Source organism: Paenibacillus sp. NPDC058071 (assembly GCF_042885235.1).
Lineage (GTDB): Bacteria > Bacillota > Bacilli > Paenibacillales > Paenibacillaceae > Pristimantibacillus.
In genome coordinates, this window is sequence record NZ_JBHVSK010000002.1 from 525012 (window position 1) to 545197 (window position 20186).

The following is a 20186-nucleotide window of genomic DNA, read 5'->3' on the forward strand; positions in this document are numbered from 1 at the left end:
GCGCTTCCTTACACACATTTTTACTTTAATGTTAACTTCCAGAAGAAGAATCACTCGATAAACTGCAATCTTCACTTTCTCAAACCTATTGCTAGGCATATCCGTATATCTTCTTAATGAAAAGAATAGATATCATCAGGGAAGCAGCAAGCAGGATCAATAAAAGGAGGTTGTTCCAGCATGCAACAGCGCATTGAGCGCTTGGAACGAATGATTCAGTCAGCCGTCGATCACAAACGGGTATTTGGGGCGGTTGTACGCATGGAATCGGGAGACGGGCAGTGGGCATGGAGCGGGGCTGCAGGCAATCTAAACATAGACAGCCGTTTCTTTATCGCCAGTACGACCAAGCTTTTCGTAACGGCAACGCTATTGAAGCTTAGAGAACGGAACGACATTCGGCTGACCGATAAAATCGGCGATTATTTGGATGAGAAGCTTCTCTCCGGTATCCACCATGATCAAGGTACCGATTATTCCAAGGAGATTACGATTGAGCAATTAATGGCGCATACTTCGGGCCTTCCCGATTATTTTCAGCAAAAAAGAGTAGGCGGCAAAAGTTTGGCGGACGAAATTTTGGCCGGACAGGATCAAGCCTGGACGTTCGAACAAGCCATCGAGAACAGCAAGCAGTTGAAGCCGGCCTTTCCTCCCCGAGCGAAAGGAAAGGCTTTATATTCCGACAGCAACTATCAATTGCTAGGCAAAATAATCGAGACGGTTACGAGCCAACCTTTAGACGAGGTGTTTCGGCAGTATATCTATGAACCATTATCTTTGACCAATACCTACATCTATTCGAATAGTGAAGATCAAAGCCCTAGCCTTTTTTATTACAAAAACGCTCCCCTTCATGTACCGCTCGCCATGACTTCCTTCGGTCCCGACGGGGGCATCGTATCCACCGCTGAAGAACTAACTCGATTTTTGCGCGCTTTTTTCGAGGGAAAGCTTTTCCCTAAATCCGCTCTGAATGAGCTCTACGAATGGAACCGAATTTTTTTCCCGCTGCAATACGGCAAAGGAATCGTAAAATTCCAGCTGCCGCGCGCCTTCTCGCCGTTCAAGCCGCAGCCGGAACTGATTGGCCATTCCGGTTTGTCCGGGGCTTTTGCTTACTGTGCGCCTAAGAAGGATATTTACCTGTGCGGAACCGTCAACCAAACCAACATGCCCAGTCTTCCGTACAAGCTGATGCTCGGCCTATTGAGTGTGTAACGAAAACACCAGCCAACGCGGCGTTAATAGGCAATAAAAACAGCGGCAGCCCCGGACACTGTGCTTCTTGTCCGAGACTTCCGCTGTTTTTTTATCGGTGGTCGTCTGATGGATTGCAGTTTGCTAGGCTCTAGGCTCCACGCTCCAACAGCAGATTGGTCAGCAGCTCGAGCTGAGCCTCCAGCGATATCGGATCAAAATAAGAGAAACGCTCCTTACTCAGCTCGAACACGCGATTGTTGTTTACAGCCGAGAGTCGATGCCAAATGTCTTTATCCATCATCTTCTCGACCCCTTCGCCTTCATTCACAACAAACAAGTAATCGGAGGACTCCGCATATTCGGGCAGCATCGCGATCGGCATGTGTTGTACAATCTGCTGTCCACTTTCGATCAACTGACGCACCTTCGTCGGCGCTTCAAGCCCCAGTCCCCTATATACCGCCCACCCGCTGCGCCCGTAATTGTCGCCGAATACGGAAAATCGGCTGCCGCCTTCTTCGAGCCGGATAATGGTCGCCTGATTGCCGCCCTTTACAATGCCCGCCGTCTCAATCTTGGCCCGGGAGGCCGCCGCCTTCCGTTCATAGCCGGCAATTAACCGTTCCGCCGCCTGCGGATTGTCGATCAGATTACCCACCAGACGAATATCCTCATAAACATTCCGTTTACCGTCGTATGGAATGACGAGAGAAGGAGCGATTTTCGAGAACTGACCGTATTGCTGCGAATGTTGATCATTCATTAGAATAAGATCGGGCTCAAGGCTCGCGATCATCTCCAGTGAAGGCGGAGCTCCTACATCGACAACGCCCTCTTCCTGTTCTTTCAAAAAATCACTGCCGCCCCACCAGGTCAAATTCGCGCCTACCGGCCTGACCCCCATCGCCATCAAAATGCCAGCATAATATAGCGCAACGACTCTAATCTCGCGCCGGCGTTTCGTTATGAAATGTTTCGGCGCCATCCCGACCACTTGTTTGAACCGCCGGCTAAAATAATACACATCCTGAAATCCCGCATTGCGGGCAATCGTGCTCAGCTGGTCGTTAGATACAAGCAGCTGCTTTTTCGCCTCATTAATACGCAGCTCGGTTATATAATCCATCGGACTCTGACCCGTCAATTCCTTAAACAGATAAGTATATTGCCTGATTCCCACCTGTGCCTTTTCCGCTAATTGCTTCACGCTGATTCTCTGTGCAATATCGGCATGCAAATCATCGATCGTCCGGCCAACCGCACTGCGCGGGTTATGCTCGGACTGCACGGCGTTTCTTTCACCCAAATAATAGAGCAGCTCTTGCAGACGTATATGCTGCCGATATCCCTTCAGTCCTGACAGATATGCCCGATGTCGGTACATCTCATTCAGCATCGCCGACCACTCCAGAAACGGCTGCACGTTCAGCATGCCACCCGGCAAAAGTACGCTCGCGCTTTCTCCCGCTCCGGCCGCCGTCTTGACGTCCGCATTCGCGATTCGTTCCATCCGAAACGAAAGGTGATAGAATGCCAGTCCCTCCGGCTCTGCGCTATCCGCTTCGAATAATGCCCCGGGCGCTGCCAGAAAGCAGCTGCCTTTGCTTAGCTTGCAGCGCTTGCCGTCGATGATTCCTGTGCCCGTCCCTTTCATTACGCCAACTATCGCATAATCGGATATAAACAGCTTTACAGGCATGCCTTCAGACGGGCATTGTATATACTCCATGTTCACGAAGGTGAATAAATAAGACTGAAAAGGCAGTCCAATATCATTCATGATGGAATCAGCCCCTAGTGATTTTATTGAGAATCGTTATCATATGCTTGATAATGTTTATTTTAACGCTAAGTGCATGGCCCATCAACCATCAATCGGCGAAAAAGGAAAAAGACGTTTCGGTTCCGCCTACTAGGCGGAACCGAAACGTCTATACCAATCATGCTGATACTACGAATTCTCCAGTAACAGATTAGTAATCAAATCAAGTTGAGCCTCAATGGAAATCGGATCAAAGTAGAAGTATTGTTTGCCGTCAAGCTCGATCGCTTTGTTATTTTTAACAGCGGAAATCGTCTTCCAGGTTTCGCTGTTGGTGATCGCATCCATACCTTCGCCCTCGTTGGATACAAGAATATAATCGGCGTCGGCCACATATTCCGGCAGCAGTTCAATAGAGAGCTGCGGCACGAATTGCGCTTTTTGATCGTTAAGCTCTTTCTCGATTCTGGCTGGCATTTTCAAATTAAGCCCTTTGTAGACGGACCAGCCGCCTCGTCCATAGTTATAGCCGAAGATCGAGAATTGGCTGCCTTTTCCTTCAATTCGGATAATCGCAACCTTTGCGTTCTCGTCGACTTTTTGATGCAATTTCTCTCTTGCCGCTTTGGCCTTCTCCTCGAACCGTGTCAGCAGCTGCTCACCTGCATCCGGCTTGCCTAAAATATCTGCAAGCAGCTTCGCATCGTCGTAGGCGCTGTTATCAGGATTGTAAGGAATCAGCACCGAAGGCGCAATTTTCGCAAACTGATCGTAGTCTTCCGTATTGTTACTATTCATAATGATTAGGTCAGGATCAAGCTCCGCGACCTTTTCCAGCGAAGGCGGGCCGCCTACGTCAATGATTCCGTCCGATTCCAGATCTTTCAAGAACGGGCTGCCTCCCCACCAGGTCAAGTTTGCCCCAACCGGTTTCATATCGAAGGCGAATAAAAGATGATGATAGTATAAAGCAACGATCCGTTTCGGTTCTGCCGGAATTTCCACATCGCCGTTGATCGTACTTACAATACGCGTCTCCGCTTTCTTTTCTTCCTTAGCCTCTCCTTTGGTTTCTCCCTTTGATTCTCCTCCACAAGCGCTGAGCACAGTAACTACAAGCGCAAGTACGACTCCCATTAGAACATATTTCTTTCTTAGTGCTTGCATGGTTTAACCCTCCACGGTGATAATAGTTATCATTATCATCAATTATAGAGAGCGCGCGCCTCTCAAACAATAGATTTTTAGGCTAAAATTCATTCGATTCCGGCAAAAGCTTGTTATTTTGTACAAAATCGCCGTGTATAGATTTGAGCGTAAAAAGAGCCTCCTCCCTGTACTCGGGAGAAGGCTCTTGCCATTTCATCCTTGCTTAGCATTTACTTGCTCGCCGCCTAATTCTTCGATTTCGCCATCAAGTACAAGAAATATGGCGCTCCAATGACGGCAGTGACAATACCCGCTGGGATTTGGCTCGGCTGCATAATCCATCGGCCGATCGTATCCGCCACGAGCACAAGCAGTGCTCCAAGCAGCGCTGAAGCAGGCAGCAGTCCTTGATACTTCGGACCAACGAGCCTCCTCGCCAGATGGGGCGCAACGAGGCCGACAAAGCCGATCCCCCCGCTGACTGCGACGCTGGAAGCGGCGAGTCCCACGCCTGCGGCAAGCAGCTTGATCTGCTCCCGCGAGACATTCGCTCCGAGCCCTTTAGCGGTCATGTCGCTCAAGCTCAATACGTTCATCGTATGAGATTTGAAAAAAACATACGGAAGCAGAATAACAATCCACGGAAGCAGCGCCAACACGTGCTTCCAGTTCGTATCACCGATAGAACCTGCAAGCCAGGTAGCAACCATTTGATACTTATGTGGATTAATTCGCAGCGTCAATACGATCATCGCCGCACTAATACCTGCTGCGACGGCAACGCCCGTCAAGATGAGCCTCGTTGGCATGATGCCTTCGTTTTTCTTATACGAGAGTAAATAAATCAGCAGCGCTGTCAATGAAGCCCCGCCGAATGCCAGCATCGGCAGCAAAAAGACTGAATTGCCTGTGGCCACCGGGAAAAAGGCTACGTACAGCATGACAACAAGACCGGCTCCGGCATTAATGCCTAGAATACCGGGATCAGCTAGCGCATTGCGCGAGATGCCTTGCATAATGGCGCCAGAGAGAGCAAGCCCGGCTCCGATCAGCATCGAAACGACGATGCGCGGCAGCCTAAATTGGAACAAAACGAGTTCTTGCTTATCGTTGCCCCATCCAAATAGCGTCTGCAGCAGCTCCTTAGGCGACATCGCAAAGGCGCCTGTATTCATACTAATGACAAAAGCGGTCAAGATAAGCGCGATAAGAACGGTAATGACTTGGAAGGAGCGGCGACGGCGTTTCTTCTCGGTAGAATATGCAGTGACGGAGTGCATCTACAGCTCCCTCCTTTCCTTGCGAGCCAAATATAGAAAGAACGGTACGCCAATGAGTGCGATGATAGCGCCAACAGGCGTTTCCTCCGGCGGATTGACCATGCGTGCGCCGATATCGGCGAAAATGACGAGCAAAGCGCCAAGAACGGCCGAGCAAGGAATAATCCAGCGATAGTCGACGCCGACCAGCTTCCGCGTCAGATGCGGAATGATTAGTCCTACGAAGCCGACCGCGCCAACGACGGATACTGCGCTGCCTGCAAGGATAAGCACCACAATAGCGCAGATCGCTCTAACCAGCTGTGTGCGCTGGCCGAGACCGCGCGCAATATCTTCGCCAAGACTGAGCAAAGTAACTGATCGCGAGATAATGATAGCTACGATGAGTGCCGCACCTACCCAAGGAGCCATAACTTGCAGCTGGTCCCAACGCGTTCCAGCCACGCCGCCCGCGTACCAGAATGCGAGATCCTGACCGATTTGGAAATACAGCGCGACCCCTTCGCTCAGGGCGCTTAGCAAAGCGCTTAATGCCGCCCCGGCAAGCACAAGCCTCACCGACGAAAGCCCGCCCTTTGCCATAGAGCCAATGCCGTAAACGATGCCCGCCCCTAGCGCCGCACCAAGGAAAGAGAACAAAATCAGCGTCATAAACGGCATTCCTGGGAAAAAGGCGAAACAAATCGCGAGCATGAATCCGGCGCCCGAGTTAATGCCGAGCAGCCCGGAGTCCGCAAGTGGATTGCGGGTCATTCCCTGCATAATTGCTCCTGCTACCGCAAAGCTCGCACCGACCATTGCACCGCCTAGAATACGCGGAAGACGCAGCTCACGAATAATTTGATGGTCGGTCACCTTCGGATCGAATTGGAAGATCGCCTCCCACACGACACGGAACGAAATATCTGCCGCTCCGAGGTTGACGGACAAGAACAGTCCAAGCACCAACGCGACCAGACCTCCGATCAATACAAGCGCGCCTGTAACTGGACGGCTCTTGATTGGCGCAGACGGAGGAGTCGAGCCCGAATTAGACGGATCGCTCGATGGCGAACCACTCTCTGACGGAACTGAAGACGAATAAGACGATGACAGCTGGGCAGACGATAATGCCGAGCTTATTGAAGCCGATGGGGACGAAGCGCTTGCATCTGCTGGCGAGTACCCGGCCTCTCCCTTATTAGATCTAGTAGACATTTTTTCTCCTATACCTTCTCAAGGTTTTATTGAAATTGATTCTCATTTACAATCACAAAAAAATTATAGGTGAAATTGCCTCCGTTTGCAATGGCATCGTTAGAATTTCCTGTTCTTTTCTTTCATCAACACATTCAAGCTTTTTGTTTGTTGACCAAAACTTTCATCCTCAATTTCCAACACATTCGTTGTTTTTGTTTGTTGATCGCGTCTTTAATCATTATTATACTGGAAGTGCTTACGGGCATACGGCATTTTAAAACACCAAGTAAGCAAACTATACATGCAAGTTTCTTTAATGAAATTGCATGATTTTCTCGCGAGAAACAAGCTCGACTCGGGTTTGGAGTTGATCATTTCAGACCCCTATCCTTATACAATTGTAAGCCCTTTAATTTATAATTAGAAAGGTTGGAATCGAACATGAAAATAAGAGCAGCAGTCACTAATGAAATTGATTCCCCTTATGTAATTGAGGAACTAACGTTAAACGAAATTCGTGATGACGAGATTTTGGTCAAAATGGTAGCCTCCGGCATCTGTCACTCTGACGAAGTTGCACGTAAAGGAGGATATCCTGTCTATCCGGTTGTTCTGGGCCATGAAGGATCCGGAATCGTGGAAAAGGTGGGGGCAGCCGTGCGCGGGTTTGAACCTGGCGACCATGTTGTTCTCTCCTATCATTACTGCGGTCATTGCAGCAACTGTCTCAGCGGCGTTCCAGCTTCTTGCGAGGACTGGATGACGGTCAACTTGAGAGGCACCCGAGAAGACGGTTCTTTATATTTTCAACGGGAAGACGGCTCGCCAATCTATAACTTTGTTAGCCAATCCTCCTTCAGCACGCATACCATTGTGACTGAACGCAACCTGACCAAAGTGGACAAATCTGTTGATTTGCGTCTTGTCGGTCCTTTGGGCTGCGGTTTTCTGACTGGCAGCGGCACCGTGTTGAACGGACTGAAGCCTGGACCAGGCTCCACCATCGCTATTTTTGGTACTGGTGCGGTTGGTTTGGCGGCAATGATGGCTGCCAAGATATCCGGCTGCTCCCAAATCATCGGGGTAGATATCCACGACAGTCGTCTCGATACTGCGAAACAGTTGGGCGCTACTCACACGATTAACAGCAAGGATAGCGATGTGCTTGCCGAAATCAAAAAGCTTACAAACAATAAAGGCGTTAACTTCTCGATTGATACAACCGGTGTTCCGGCTGTTGCGCGGACTTCCATCGATATTTTGGCTGTCGGCGGCGTAGCCGCTCCGATTGCATCCTCGAGAGGTGGAGTTGAAATTAACTTCAACGCCGATCTGAATATGCTTAACCGTTCGATCAAAGGCGTATTGATGGGGAATTCTATTCCGCAATTGTCCATTCCACAATTGATTCAATTCTTTGAAGCAGGACAATTCTCGTTCGATCAGCTCGTTAAATTTTATAAATTTGATGAGATCAACGAAGCTTCGGCAGACTCGGCGTCGGGCAAAACGATTAAACCTGTTTTGATCATCGACGAGGATTATGCACCTGCAAAATAAATGATTTATCAAGCATTTAAAAACGGAAACGGAGACCTCTCGAAAGGAGGTCTCCGTTTTATTTTATACCTATTCGTTCCGCTCGATTCATTCACGCGCAAAACTTACGCTGATGCATCAATGGAATCAGATTTGGACGACAGTTTCTTGCCTGCCCACAAATGGCCGAACTTGCTCTCGAGACGTTCCGCGATGAACAGCGTAAGCATCAGCCCAAGGAGCACCCCGGTTACCGAGAATGGGATAACCCATAGGTGAGTCGAATGAGAGAAAAATGGAATGAGGGAAACCGCTACGATCGGAGGAGCATTCCATTTGAATTTTCTAATCAGCCAGAATGCGATTAGTACATTTAGAAACACCGATATCGCACTCGGATAAATGTGAAACAGTACATTTCCGATTATCGACATGATAAATGCCCCCAGCGTAATCCGGGCAATCTCCGCATACCGTAAGGAGCGCGAAACAAACAAAAAGCTGAATGCGCCAAGCGTCGGAAAAAACAACGTATCCAGAAAAGAAAAATGCAGTGAAAACCAGTAAATCACCATAATATAGGTGCAAATCGCTAATGTTTTAATGTTCATTTGAATCCGTTAAGCCTCCTGACTGACTCTTTGCTTGCTTAAAGGGCGCACTTGGCGCATGTTCTATTCTATCACTTGAGCGAAGCCAGTCAACCCTAACGGATTCTCAAATATTTCTAAGCAAACAACGGCTCAAAACCCAAATCAGTGCTTGATGACTTGAAGTGAGGAGATGCGCTGCGGGTCAGAAGACCCCAAAGAACGATAATCGCCATGAATCATGAGCAAACCGAGCCACGGACAGTTGTCTTTCGGATTGTTTTGGAGAAAATCGATGATTCCGATAGGCCTGTCGTCATGTACGATAAAATAGCTTTCGCTATCCGGGTTAATAAACTCGCTTCGTACTTCTTCTAGCGGCCTCGAGGGATTTCCATCTTCATAAGTATTGTAAGTGGGGTTAGAGTTAACAATTTGAAGGGCTACCTCTAGCGACTTTTCCGAAATGCGTTCAAAAATCATTGTCTTTTTCCTTTCGTCCTTACATTTTCACCCTAATTCGAATCATTCAAAAATCAGATACCAAAATATCGCGATTTCATCGCTGTTTTTATGAATGCCTTGGTACAGGTGATGATCAAAACCGCCTATTGTAAAACCGCAGCTGCTATAAAATTGGCAGGCGCTCACGTTATTGCTTTGGGTTTCCAGCATAATGCCGGGCATATCACCTTCTTGCGCCCATCGCACAGCCTTATCCATTAACTTACGGCCTAGGCCAAGGCCTCTAAACTTCTTATCAACCGTAATATCCTCGACATAAGCGTATTTGTTCCAGTTGCGGTTCAGCAGGATACGGCCTGCTACATGATTCTCGACGAGGGCCAAATACACAATTCGATCCGGGTTATGTATATAATCTGAATTATCCCTGTCTGCTTCTTCGTTTAACTGATCTTGCGAATAGCTTTTGGTATAGCTCGGTATTTTTTTCACGGTAAACTCGACTTGCCGGCCCGTCAATGACAGAACAAGAGTGGAATCCACCGTAAAACTGTCGTCTAAATCTCTCCAGTTATCTTTATCTTCCGCCATAAGCTCACGAATGATAACATCCATATTGAATCACCTGCTTTTTTTGCAAAATACACTTAAATGAACCCTCTTCACCATTTTACTTAACGGCATGATGGATGCAAAGACTGGGTAAGTTCAATAGCAGCATTATTGGCAGTAGTACCTTGCAGAGAAATTGAAAAATAGTAGAATTATATAGGTAATAACAGGAACAACCACCGAAGGAGATGTATGATGACCGTCTACGATAAAGCAAAATACCATTATGACAACGACTTTCCACCACAATTATCTCAAGATCAGGCTTACGTGCACATTGGTTTTTTCCTGGGATGGTTAATTGAAAAAGAACTTTGCAGTGAAGAGTTTCTGGAGGATTATGAAGAGGAGATTAAAGCTTTCAAAGCGAGGGAGCTATTAAGCTCACGGCTTTTTAAAATGGCAGCTGGCGTTCTTGCCTCCGATATGCTGAATGAGGAAGGAAATGCATTTGCCGCAAGTAAATACGATAGCTACATGAGCGACTATCTCTACATTCTGAATCAAGAAGATGCCGAATCGTCTTATCATGTCCCCGATACTTGGGAAAATTATAAACTGATATGCGAAGAGCTGGATATCGTGTATGAGATGTGGTGCCAGAAAAGAGAACGTTGACTCCCTCTAGATTTCTACATGAAAAAATACATCGCCTAAGGTATGCAATCCTTATAGCGATGTATTTTTATTGAAATTATCCTTCCCCCTCATAGCTGCTCCAATCGCTCCAGCTAGAGATATCACTTATGGTACGGTTCTCGTCACTGTTTGAATTGCCCCATTAACGTGTTAATCCACCACGGGCTTTTAGTGCCGGTGTGCTTATCATCATTAGCATAGGCGACAGCTGCTCTCTATTTTGCCGAATACGCCGCTTTCCTTCCGGATGCATGACTCTGAGCAGCAAACGAAGATACCACCCGTACCACAGCCGCTGCCATTTCGCCTTAATGGGATGGTGTTCAAAGCCGATACCATGGACGATTCCCCGATGGAGTAACGTAATTCCCATAAAAGCCTGAATTTGACCCATCTCCGGATTATCGTTCAGTTCCAGACGTATTTGTTTGATCGCTGCCCGAAACATACGCGCAGTGCTCAGCCCCGCCAAATCTGCCCCGAATTCACGCGTAAGCTCCATCACCTTTCGATTGTCCAGATGAAGCTCTCCCACCCAATCTCCGCTTCTAATTTGATGTCCGTCATAACAGGTTAACGTCCGCCCATGGTGGCGCCTCACAACTAATTTGCAAATACCGTAATGTTTAATCGATGCGCTGCGAAAGGTTGTAATCCAGTCAAATACGCCCTCCCACATCATCCATAGGGACTGCACCGCTCTTTTCGATAGTGTTGCTTCCATCGCGCTCTCCTACTTTCTTCTGTATTCTGCTTTCTTAATGATGGTTTGCGCGGTGTAATATTGGGTAGTGCCATACTGTCATATGACAAGCAATACCTCCTAGTGTCCGAAATATCATTACGATTGTTAGTCATTAAAAACAAAGCCTAAACGAAAAACCGGCATGTGAAAGTAATATCACATGCCGGTTTTCAAACGTTTATTTTTATTATAATCTCTCACCGATCGTCACATCTTTAACGAAATGGTCGATCATTCTTACAGCATGGGCTGCATTCCACCCGCTAGCCAGTCTTCTCGTGTAGGACCGTAAACATCAGGTGGAACCAAACCCGCTTGACGTACTAATACAGTCATCTGTCCACGATGGTGAATTTCATGCTTGATCAAAATCTGAAGGGTTAAGCCATTTGGCCACTCTTCGTCATACATCATGCTGGACTGAAGCAGGTTTTCATCTGTCCATTGGCTTTTCACAGCTGCCAGCATAGCTTGGCTTGCTTGTCGATAGGCCGCCGCGATGGCTGCTGCAGAAGCCGGTGCTTCCTCGCCGCCTTCTACCTGTTCAAATACAAGACCCGTGCGGGATAACATTTCATGTATAGTGACAGCCAAATGCCAGCCTAGTTGCCCCAGAGAACGGTTTACTGAAGTGATTTTTTGAACTGCTGCTTCATCGGTCAATTGATCCATGGCCCGTTGTGTAATAGCTGTTTCTTGTTCCCATTCGCTAATAAAATCCTGAAGGGTTTTAAACATAATGATGGAACGCCTCCTAATACATTCGTAGTAATCATCTGCGTGTGTAGATGTATATTTACTATAAGCCAGCATTGCTGACAACTGTATGTCAGTATGGCTTGTACATACGAATAATATTTTCAGCCTTTTCCACCAATCGTTTTGCTACAGCAGCAGGTGCCAATACCTTGACTTCCTCTCCATACTCCAGCAGCATTCGATAAAGCCAAGGCTCATCAGGCTGTGTAGAGGTCACCAGTAATGTTCCTTCCTTTTCAGCCGTAATACTTGAGGGCGAGAAGTAATCGTATACTCTTGCTTTTGCACTAGGCTGAAAACGCAATTGAACTGTAACCATTGGATAATTACTGGTTGAAGTCATGGTTTCAAATTGCAGTCCGTCCAGATCGATCTCGCGTTTGTCAAAATGCTGCTCGTCTAGGGTTAAGTCCCTGATACGGGACAGCCGAAAAATCCGAAAATCATCGCGCAGCAGGCAGTAGCCGTATAGATACCAGATATATCCTTTTAAAACAACTGCAGCAGGCTCGCAAGCGCGAACAGAGTCAGCCCCGTCAGAAGAGATGTATGCAAAATGGATCATTTGCGATTGCTGAATCGCTTGGCGCAGCAAAGCAAGCTTTTCCTTATCCTCGTTACCATTACTCCAGGGATTAATATCGATAAGCAGCTCGCGACTCCTCGTCTCGGTTAAGCTATGTTCTGATTTTGCCATTAGTGCTCCAACTTTATCGAGCAGCCTTCCGATTACTTGATCACTTAAGGTTGCCTTGACACCACGCAGAGCGATAATAATGGCTTGCAGCTCATCTAGCGTTAGCATTTGGCGGTCAAGCCGATAGCTGTCCATCATTTCATAGCCGCCCTCTGCTCCTGAAAACGAAGTAATTGGCAGTCCAGCTTGACTGATTGTTTCTACATCTCGATAAATCGTTCTTAATGAAACCTCGAATCGTTCGGCCAGCTCCTTGGCGCTTATACGCTTGCGATTTAGCAGCAGCATTGTAATCGCCAGCAGTCGGTCAATTTTCATTTGGGGTTGCTCCTTTTGCTTGGCTTAAATAAGGCCAGGTTCCCCAATTGAGAAATTGAGAAATCCTAGCCCTATATTAGAGCGAGATCTTGCTCCCGTTAATCATAATTAATGATTTGATTGACTAGAGTAATTTACAATTCGAAAATTCCAAGCATTACTATATCATTCAGTTAGACCCACTGTATAGATATATCAAACGATCTAAGTTGACTCTGACTGATGCCGTTTTTTGTGAGGGGTGGGTTAAAAATCAGGAGCCGTTCATGTATAATCCTGTAAGGTAGTTTATATGCCATTCAATAAAAAAAGGAGAGTTAGACATATATGCATATTGTATCCGACATTTTAACCTCGATTGTTGCCATTGAACATGTGTATATTTTGGTTTTGGAAATGTTCCTGTGGACGACTGCGAGAACAAGAAAAACTTTTGGGACCGAGAAGGCGTTTGCGGAAGCAACGAAGTCGCTTGCGGCCAATCAGGGACTGTACAACGGCTTCTTGGCTGCAGGTTTGTTCTGGGGACTCATTCATCCTAATGCCGCTACAGGGCACCAATTGCAAATATTTTTCCTGGGTTGCGTCCTCGTAGCGGCGATCTATGGAGGAATTACTTCGAAACGGTCCATTCTGTTCGTTCAAGGGCTGCCCGCATTAGCAGCGATGATTGCCGTGCTCTTGTTCTAGCATCACTTCTGCCGCAAAGACTTTCAGCAATATAGTGCATAAGCTTGCCTCCTGCATAGCAAATGTATGACAAACATAAAATACACCGTTCATGCCATGAAGCTCATGCGGTGTATTTTATGTGGATATTGGCTTTCCTTAGCCAGCATGCTTGCCTACGGATTTAACAGGTGCGCGCCTATACAGCATGATTAATAAACATAGTGCTGTAATTATTAATCCCGAGGTGGTACCTAATTTCACCCATAGCTTCTCATCCATCGCCCAAGAAGCAGAGAAGGCATTAATCATGCTATGGAACAAAATACACAACCAGATGCTTCCACTGACCCGATAAATCACTGCAAGTGCGAATGACATCCCCAGTATTGAAATGCTAAATAGTCCAAAGCTCCAATTGTATTGACTAGTTCCGGGAATAAAAAATAATGGTAAATGCCATACTGCCCAAATGCACGACGTAATTACTGTCGAAGTAATGAAGCTAAAGCGTGTCTCTAAGATAGGCTGTAGGATGTAACGCCACCCTAACTCCTCTAAACCACCCCCAATAACCATTACAGGAATGGACAGGACTGCTATGTAGACTGGCCAGCTATTCGTGATTCCTCCCATAAGTGCAGGAAGACCAAAATAAACAGCAGTTAAAACTAAAACGACCATATACATCAGAAGAGGTTCTTTTACAGTAAAAGCAGATTTCATAAACGATCTGAATCCTGTCACCCTACCATGCTTCCTCAGCACAAAATAGGCAATGAGTGGCGGCGCATTGCCCCCAATAATGTGGAGAATCACACCGACAGGCGTACCCATTTCAATACCGCCGAATTGAGATCCGAGGATCAAGCATCCCCAAGCCAAATAAGTAATCAAGAAGGTAAATAATAAATATTGCAAAATCATTTTATAATCTCTATTTTGCATAGCACTTCTCCTTCTATCTTTTTCCACAACAAAATAATAATTCATTTCACACAAGTATAAATGACCAACTAAATAACAGCATTCTACCTTAGATGTAACTTCGCTCATCCTTAGGATGTAGCCGGTCGTCAGATCTGACGTTGTTCTGTCAGGCATCACAATCAGTTATCGCTATTGATAAATGTGTGTTTGACAGAGCGCTTGTTTTTTTGAGATGATGGTACTACAAAATCATTTTCAGTACCACGGGATGGAGTGACAATATGAAGGATATTCAAATTATGCAAGCAGAGCAGTCGACGACAGATGGAGCCAAGCTGCATCAAATGGCGCTTCAAGAAATGGCTCAAATGATTGTTGGGACAGAAGACGATTATGAGGTGGAACAGACTTTGGGCCAATTGTGGCAGCATCAGCATAATCGGTTTAGCTTTCATTACGCTTATGTCGCAAAGGCGGGGAAAAAGACGGTCGGCATGATCTCCTGTTACCCAGCGACGCTGCTGCAAAAGCTGGCGTGGCCGACAGTAAAGCGGGTTTTGGCCATTCGGCAATGGCCGTTAATTCAATATACCATTCGGCATCTGCCGGAGACTTGGCAATTGCTGCGACTCGATGAAGGACGCAAGGATGAATTTCATATTGCTGCACTAGCTGCTGCGCCTGAAAGCCGAGGAATGGGAGTGGGCACCAAGCTAATTGCTTATGCCGAGCAGTTGGCAAGAGAGCAGCATTTTCAAAAGCTATCCCTTACGGTAAAGCAAAATAATGAAGGTGCAAGACTGCTGTATGAGCGATTGGGTTTTCGAATTGTAGATCGGATAGATAAGAAACCGTTTTACTTATACAGAATGGTCAAGTTGCTTGGCTAAGCCTGCCTAGGAGGAAGAAATATGCTGAAGCAAGCAGATGAAAATGTGTTTTTGACAATTGTGAAGCTGATGAGCTTGAAAGGCATACATTTTACTACCGAGGAGCTTGCACGGGAGCTTGGGACTAGCAAACGTACTGTCTATATGTACTTTGCGAATAAAGAAGAGATCATCGATCAGACGATTTCTTTTATTTTTGCCGGCATTCATCGCTCAGATCAACAAATTGCGTCAAATGCCTCCCTTGCCTATCCAGATAAGCTAAAGCAAGTGGCCTATTATCTGCCAGACGGCTATCAGCTAGGCATCCTAGTTAGGCATGCTGATGATTTGCGCCGCTATTATCCCATCATATGGACCAAGGTCAGATCCTATATTGATGCCGGTTGGGACAGACTAATTGCTCTCGTAGAAGAGGGTATGCATAACGGAGTAGTGCGGCACATTGATACGCAGATGCTGCGTATTATGCTTGATCAGACATTAATAGCGCTTCTCTCTCGTGAAAATGCAGGCGAACTGTCCGTTTCTTTTGAGCAGGAGATGAAAGCGATGTTTGATATTGTGCTGCACGGTATTCTGATAGAGAGCTAGTCAATAATGCCGAGAAGTATGGGTATGCCAAAAAGCCTTCGAGCATGCTCAAAGGCTTTTTTATTAATCGATATTCATTTTGAACGCATCAATAGATATAGGAAGTAAGGCACACTCAGCATGGTTACAATAATCCCTGCGGGAATATCCGTCTTAAAGCTGACCGTTCGAGCAATCGTATCCGCTGCAAGCAGCAATAGCGCACCAATTAGCGCTGAAGCTGGCAGAAGTACTTTGTAGTCGTGACCTACCAGCTTGCGAGCCACATGCGGACTAATCAATCCTATAAAGAAAATCGAGCCCCCTAACGCTACACAGCCAGACGCAATGCCTACAGCTGCAATCGCTAGGCGCAAAAATTTCCGTTTTACAGCAACTCCTAATCCTATCGAGAGTTCATTGCCTAGCACCAAGACGTTCAATGTCCGAAAATTGGAATAGAGATAGGCGAATAGCAACAATACCCAAGGTACTAGCAAGCTGATATAAGACCACTTGTCTCCCCATAAGTATCCTGCTTGCCAACGCTGCGCAAACTCATACTTCTGGTCATCAAGCTTTAAAGTCAGAAATAACGTCAGAGCACTTAACCCCATATTAATTGCAACACCAGTCAAGACAAGTCGTGTAGAAGAAATCATACGACGTTTTCTATAGGCTAGAACATAGATCAGAACTGCTGCCAGCAAACCGCCCACAAATGCCATAGATGGCAATAGTAATGTTATAGCGGCCCCTTGAATGCTTACAGTTGAGATAATCACCAACACCATAAGACCTGAACCTGAGCTAATGCCAAGCATGCCGGGGTCGGCCAGATCATTGCGCAGCAACGCCTGCATAACAGCGCCTGCCAGTGCCATCCCAAATCCAACAAGTATCGCTAATACGATACGGGGAAGACGAAATTTATAAACAACGAGATTATGCTCATCTGGACCTTGTCCAAGCAATACTTGAAATACTTCGAGTGGATTGAGAGACACCTTTCCCATATTAAGACTAAGAATAGCTCCTGCGAAAAGCAGTATGAAAAGAGATAGAATCGTTATTGTCGCCTTATACGATTTAACAACATTCATTCGAAGGCTCTCCTCTCTTTGCTCGCAATTAGCAAGAAGAAAGGAACACCAATTATTGCAAAAATAATGCCCAGCGCTGTCTCTGCCGGACGATTAATCAGCCTTCCTGCGATATCCGCTACAACCATTAGTGCGCCGCCGTAAATGGCTGAGGCTGGAATAATATAACGATAATCTACGCCTACAAAAAAACGCATCATATGCGGTACAATCAGCCCTACAAAGCCGATTGGCCCTACAAGTGCAACAGCCACACCTGCAAGTAAAAGAACGGCTAGCGTAGCTATCGTCTTAACGAGAGCGATCCGTTGCCCAAAGCCCTTCGCGATCTCTTCCCCCAAGTTTAAAACCGTGATAGAGCGTGCAATGAATAGTGACAAAGCCAGCCCACCTAAGAACCAAGGAATAACTAGCTTAATTTCCGTCCATGTCGCTCCTGCCACACTACCTGATGTCCAATAAGCAAGGGCACGGCCAATTCCATAGTTTAAGGAGATAAATGATCCCATAGCTCCAAATAGCATTGTAAATGATATTCCCGCTAGCACCAGTCTCTGGGGTGTCATTCCTGAGCGATTCAATGAAGCGGCAAGATACGTTAATCCTGCACCAAGTCCTGCGCCAGCAAAGCTAACTAACAATGTTGTCGTCTGCAGTTGCCCTGGAAGGAAAGCTAGTGTTACGGCCATTGCAAGAGCAGCCCCTGCATTTACTCCCATTAATCCCGAATCGGCTAACGGATTTCGCGTATAGCCTTGCATGACCGCTCCTGCTACTGCGAGACACATGCCCGCAATAATATCAGCCGCCGTACGCGGAATACGTAGGGCATGAATAATCTGATGCTCGGTCAGTTCAGGATTAAATTTAAAAATCGCTGTCCATGCCGTTGTCAGGCTCATGGAAGCAGAGCCGAAAGAGATAGAAGCTGCTGCCGAAAGCAGCAGCAGCAGTATCCCTAGGAGTAAAAACAGACCGAAATACGATTTCCCCTTTAAATCTGGAATAACGGTTGTTTTATCATCTAGCTTTCTACTTTTTTTCATACGCTGACACTAGATTCTCAACCACAAAGTCAAGCTGCTTATCAAGAGAGTAGATATCGGAATAATAGGAGAAATCAAATCCAATTTCGATCATTCTACCTTCTTTAATTGCTGGAATGCTGTTCCAAATTGGATTGTCCGATAAATCATCCGCCCCATCCCATACAGAACGGAACACGAAGTCTCCTATATACTCAGGCAACACTTCTAAGGAAACAAACCCTCCAGTAGCCTTCTCCCTTCCATCAATCTTCTTCTGAATAATCTCTGGTGCCTTCATCCCTAAATATTCATAAATGATTTGAGAGCCCCTTCCGTAAAGCTTGCTATCGATAACTGCCATCTCTTTTTTTCCGCCCTCGATAATGGTTACTGTCTTATCTAAAATGCCAAGTTCATCAAGCTTCTGCTTACTCCTCTCCACCTTTTCGTGGAAATTATCTAAAAGAGCTTGTGCCTCCTGCTCCTTGCCAAACACCTCGCCCATCTTCAATACACGTTCATCCGTAGACATTTTTTCATAAGGGATAGGAACAGTCGGTGCTATATCCTTAAGAATATCGTAAGTTTCTTCGGAAGCAGCTATAATCAAGTCCGGTTTTACTGCCATAATAGCCTCTGGATTAGGCTCATACCATGAACCTAGATTTTCAACACCGCCGATCTCCTCTGCAAAGGCCGCTCCTTCAAAGACGCTCGAAGTACCTACTGGCTTAATGCCAAGTGCAACAAGATCCCCTTGAAGATATAACACAACAACCCGCTCTGGATTAGCTGGAACGACAATATCTCCCTTCACCGTAGAGATGGTTCTTGTCTGAGCCTCTTTATTGATATTATCATTTTCAGTTGAATGATTAGCAGGTGATGATGTAACTTCAGAAGCTTTGGATCCATTAGAATTCGTAGCAGTAGAACCAACATTTGCAGATCCACATGCACTTAAAAGCAAAGTAAAGCTAAGCAGCATCGCTACAATAAAACTTGATGTCTTTGTTATTCGCATAGGTGAAGACCCTCCGATATTTGTATTATGATAATGATTATCATATTCAAAAACATTATATCGAGAGGGTATATTATCGCCAATGGAGAATCTGGCGGCGGTAAATGGACGATTCTCCGATGAGCTTATCTGCCTGCTTGCCTTGCGAAATCGGATCGGAGATTGACCATTATATTTACGGAATATTCGACTAAAGTAATATACATCTCTATATCCAACTTCTTCTGCAATATCGCGAAGTGGAGCATCGGTACATTGTAATAGCTCTTCTGCATGTTGAAGCCGGAATCGTATCAAATATTCGATCAAGCTAAACCCCGTCTCCCCCTTAAATCGCGTTGATAAATGACGAGGACTGTAGTTAAATTGCTCCGCTATAGATTCTAGTGATAAATTGTGACGATAATGCTCCTCGATATAGCGGATAACCTGTCCGATGACGTCCGGTTGCCTGAGGTTATTTCCATCCTTTGTAAGCTGCTTCATTAATTCATGTATAAACTGATAGAACAAGCCTTTAACTTGAATGCGTTCCAACAGGCTTCCTTGTGCCCAGAGCTGCTCTATTGCCATTAGCTGATAGTGCAGTGGCAATGGCTCCATGGACTGAAAGCCATACTGCATCCGAAATGGATTGCTGCGTTCCAAAAGTCTTGCTAAATCCCTTCTTCCAGGCAAAGAGGCTCTATAGAATAATAGATAATATTCAAACACTTCCCTTGCCTCTATGCTTAGTCTCATGCCTTTGCCGCCATGCACCATAAAGTGACGGTCTGCATCGTAACTTATGCCGTTGAGATTCAAGCTGGCGGTACCCCGCACACAGTAGATAAATCCACATGCTGGCAATATATAGCCTTGCAACTTGTCCCCAGGCTCCATCACAGCATGTCGAATATCCAGTACCTTAACAGCAGCATAATTCCATGCGACAATATGATCTTCCAGCTTCATCTTTGCATTTCACTCCGATCTGCTCCACAATTCAGTTGAGGTAATTATATCTCAAACAAATGATAATGATTATCAATT

General features: G+C 46.1%; 20 protein-coding genes. 6 read left to right on the forward strand and 14 right to left on the reverse strand.

The genetic code is table 11. The features are described 5' to 3' along the window. Window positions 1-180 precede the first annotated feature (180 nt). On the forward strand, window positions 181-1221 hold the full coding sequence (locus tag ACFVTB_RS05130; RefSeq protein ID WP_387746046.1) for a serine hydrolase domain-containing protein: 1041 nt from the start codon (window positions 181-183) through the stop codon (window positions 1219-1221). A 130-nt stretch (window positions 1222-1351) separates the two neighbouring features. On the opposite strand, the gene ACFVTB_RS05135 is transcribed toward ACFVTB_RS05130, so the two are convergent. The 4 genes from ACFVTB_RS05135 to ACFVTB_RS05150 form a co-directional block, all read right to left on the reverse strand. Continuing rightward, window positions 1352-2983, reverse strand: a complete 1632-nt coding sequence (locus tag ACFVTB_RS05135; protein ID WP_387746048.1) for a helix-turn-helix domain-containing protein — start codon at window positions 2981-2983, stop codon at window positions 1352-1354. Window positions 2984-3154: 171 nt separating this feature from the next. Next, on the reverse strand, window positions 3155-4132 hold the full coding sequence (locus ACFVTB_RS05140) for an ABC transporter substrate-binding protein (RefSeq protein ID WP_387746049.1): 978 nt from the start codon (window positions 4130-4132) through the stop codon (window positions 3155-3157). 227 nt (window positions 4133-4359) lie between these two features. After that, window positions 4360-5394 carry a FecCD family ABC transporter permease gene (locus tag ACFVTB_RS05145; protein ID WP_387746051.1) on the reverse strand — a complete coding sequence of 345 codons (1035 nt, stop codon included), beginning with the start codon at window positions 5392-5394 and terminating at the stop codon, window positions 4360-4362. Then, window positions 5395-6591 carry a FecCD family ABC transporter permease gene (locus ACFVTB_RS05150; protein ID WP_387746052.1) on the reverse strand — a complete coding sequence of 399 codons (1197 nt, stop codon included), beginning with the start codon at window positions 6589-6591 and terminating at the stop codon, window positions 5395-5397. A gap of 423 nt (window positions 6592-7014) precedes the next feature. Between ACFVTB_RS05150 and ACFVTB_RS05155 the strand changes: the two genes are divergently transcribed. Then, window positions 7015-8133, forward strand: a complete 1119-nt coding sequence (locus ACFVTB_RS05155; protein WP_387746054.1) for an NAD(P)-dependent alcohol dehydrogenase — start codon at window positions 7015-7017, stop codon at window positions 8131-8133. Window positions 8134-8237: 104 nt separating this feature from the next. Here the strand turns inward: ACFVTB_RS05155 and ACFVTB_RS05160 are convergent, their stop codons facing one another. The 3 genes from ACFVTB_RS05160 to ACFVTB_RS05170 all read right to left on the reverse strand — a co-directional run bounded on the left by ACFVTB_RS05160 (window position 8238) and on the right by ACFVTB_RS05170 (window position 9782). Continuing rightward, the gene (locus ACFVTB_RS05160) at window positions 8238-8723 is read right to left on the reverse strand and encodes an HPP family protein (protein ID WP_387746055.1); all 486 of its coding nucleotides are present in this window, start codon (window positions 8721-8723) and stop codon (window positions 8238-8240) included. Window positions 8724-8867: 144 nt separating this feature from the next. Beyond that, complete coding sequence (locus tag ACFVTB_RS05165) at window positions 8868-9185, reverse strand: GNAT family protein (protein WP_387746057.1); 318 nt, start codon at window positions 9183-9185, stop codon at window positions 8868-8870. A gap of 42 nt (window positions 9186-9227) precedes the next feature. After that, window positions 9228-9782: a GNAT family N-acetyltransferase gene (locus ACFVTB_RS05170; protein ID WP_387746059.1), complete on the reverse strand. Its 555-nt coding sequence runs from the start codon at window positions 9780-9782 to the stop codon at window positions 9228-9230. A 189-nt stretch (window positions 9783-9971) separates the two neighbouring features. Between ACFVTB_RS05170 and ACFVTB_RS05175 the strand changes: the two genes are divergently transcribed. Further along, complete coding sequence (locus ACFVTB_RS05175; protein WP_387746061.1) at window positions 9972-10397, forward strand: DUF7832 domain-containing protein; 426 nt, start codon at window positions 9972-9974, stop codon at window positions 10395-10397. A 163-nt stretch (window positions 10398-10560) separates the two neighbouring features. Here the strand turns inward: ACFVTB_RS05175 and ACFVTB_RS05180 are convergent, their stop codons facing one another. The 3 genes from ACFVTB_RS05180 to ACFVTB_RS05190 all read right to left on the reverse strand — a co-directional run bounded on the left by ACFVTB_RS05180 (window position 10561) and on the right by ACFVTB_RS05190 (window position 12937). Continuing rightward, window positions 10561-11142, reverse strand: coding sequence for a YkoP family protein (locus ACFVTB_RS05180; protein WP_387746062.1), 582 nt, complete (start codon window positions 11140-11142; stop codon window positions 10561-10563). A gap of 258 nt (window positions 11143-11400) precedes the next feature. Then, window positions 11401-11901, reverse strand: coding sequence for a DinB family protein (locus tag ACFVTB_RS05185; RefSeq protein WP_387746064.1), 501 nt, complete (start codon window positions 11899-11901; stop codon window positions 11401-11403). Between the two features lie 91 nt (window positions 11902-11992). After that, on the reverse strand, window positions 11993-12937 hold the full coding sequence (locus ACFVTB_RS05190; RefSeq protein WP_387746066.1) for a helix-turn-helix transcriptional regulator: 945 nt from the start codon (window positions 12935-12937) through the stop codon (window positions 11993-11995). 327 nt (window positions 12938-13264) lie between these two features. Between ACFVTB_RS05190 and ACFVTB_RS05195 the strand changes: the two genes are divergently transcribed. Then, window positions 13265-13627, forward strand: a complete 363-nt coding sequence (locus ACFVTB_RS05195; RefSeq protein WP_387746068.1) for a DUF1304 domain-containing protein — start codon at window positions 13265-13267, stop codon at window positions 13625-13627. 138 nt (window positions 13628-13765) lie between these two features. Here ACFVTB_RS05195 and ACFVTB_RS05200 read toward each other — a convergent pair whose 3' ends face one another. Continuing rightward, entirely contained in the window at window positions 13766-14554 is a 789-nt protein-coding gene (locus ACFVTB_RS05200; RefSeq protein WP_387746070.1) for a CPBP family intramembrane glutamic endopeptidase, read from the reverse strand. 263 nt (window positions 14555-14817) lie between these two features. On the opposite strand from ACFVTB_RS05200, the gene ACFVTB_RS05205 reads away from it, so the two are divergent. After that, window positions 14818-15426 (forward strand): GNAT family N-acetyltransferase, encoded by a 609-nt coding sequence (locus ACFVTB_RS05205; RefSeq protein WP_387746071.1) that lies wholly within the window; start codon window positions 14818-14820, stop codon window positions 15424-15426. 21 nt (window positions 15427-15447) lie between these two features. Next, the gene (locus ACFVTB_RS05210) at window positions 15448-16020 is read left to right on the forward strand and encodes a TetR/AcrR family transcriptional regulator (protein ID WP_387746073.1); all 573 of its coding nucleotides are present in this window, start codon (window positions 15448-15450) and stop codon (window positions 16018-16020) included. Between the two features lie 74 nt (window positions 16021-16094). Here the strand turns inward: ACFVTB_RS05210 and ACFVTB_RS05215 are convergent, their stop codons facing one another. From ACFVTB_RS05215 to ACFVTB_RS05225, 3 genes are read right to left on the reverse strand one after another with little or no spacing between them, the layout of a single operon-like run. Continuing rightward, window positions 16095-17102 carry a FecCD family ABC transporter permease gene (locus ACFVTB_RS05215; protein ID WP_387746075.1) on the reverse strand — a complete coding sequence of 336 codons (1008 nt, stop codon included), beginning with the start codon at window positions 17100-17102 and terminating at the stop codon, window positions 16095-16097. Beyond that, window positions 17099-18148, reverse strand: a complete 1050-nt coding sequence (locus tag ACFVTB_RS05220; RefSeq protein ID WP_387746077.1) for a FecCD family ABC transporter permease — start codon at window positions 18146-18148, stop codon at window positions 17099-17101. The genes ACFVTB_RS05215 and ACFVTB_RS05220 overlap by 4 nt, the downstream gene beginning before the upstream one ends. Further along, window positions 18135-20108 (reverse strand): AraC family transcriptional regulator, encoded by a 1974-nt coding sequence (locus tag ACFVTB_RS05225; protein WP_387746078.1) that lies wholly within the window; start codon window positions 20106-20108, stop codon window positions 18135-18137. Before ACFVTB_RS05225 ends, ACFVTB_RS05220 begins: the two co-directional genes overlap by 14 nt. Window positions 20109-20186: the final 78 nt, after the last annotated feature.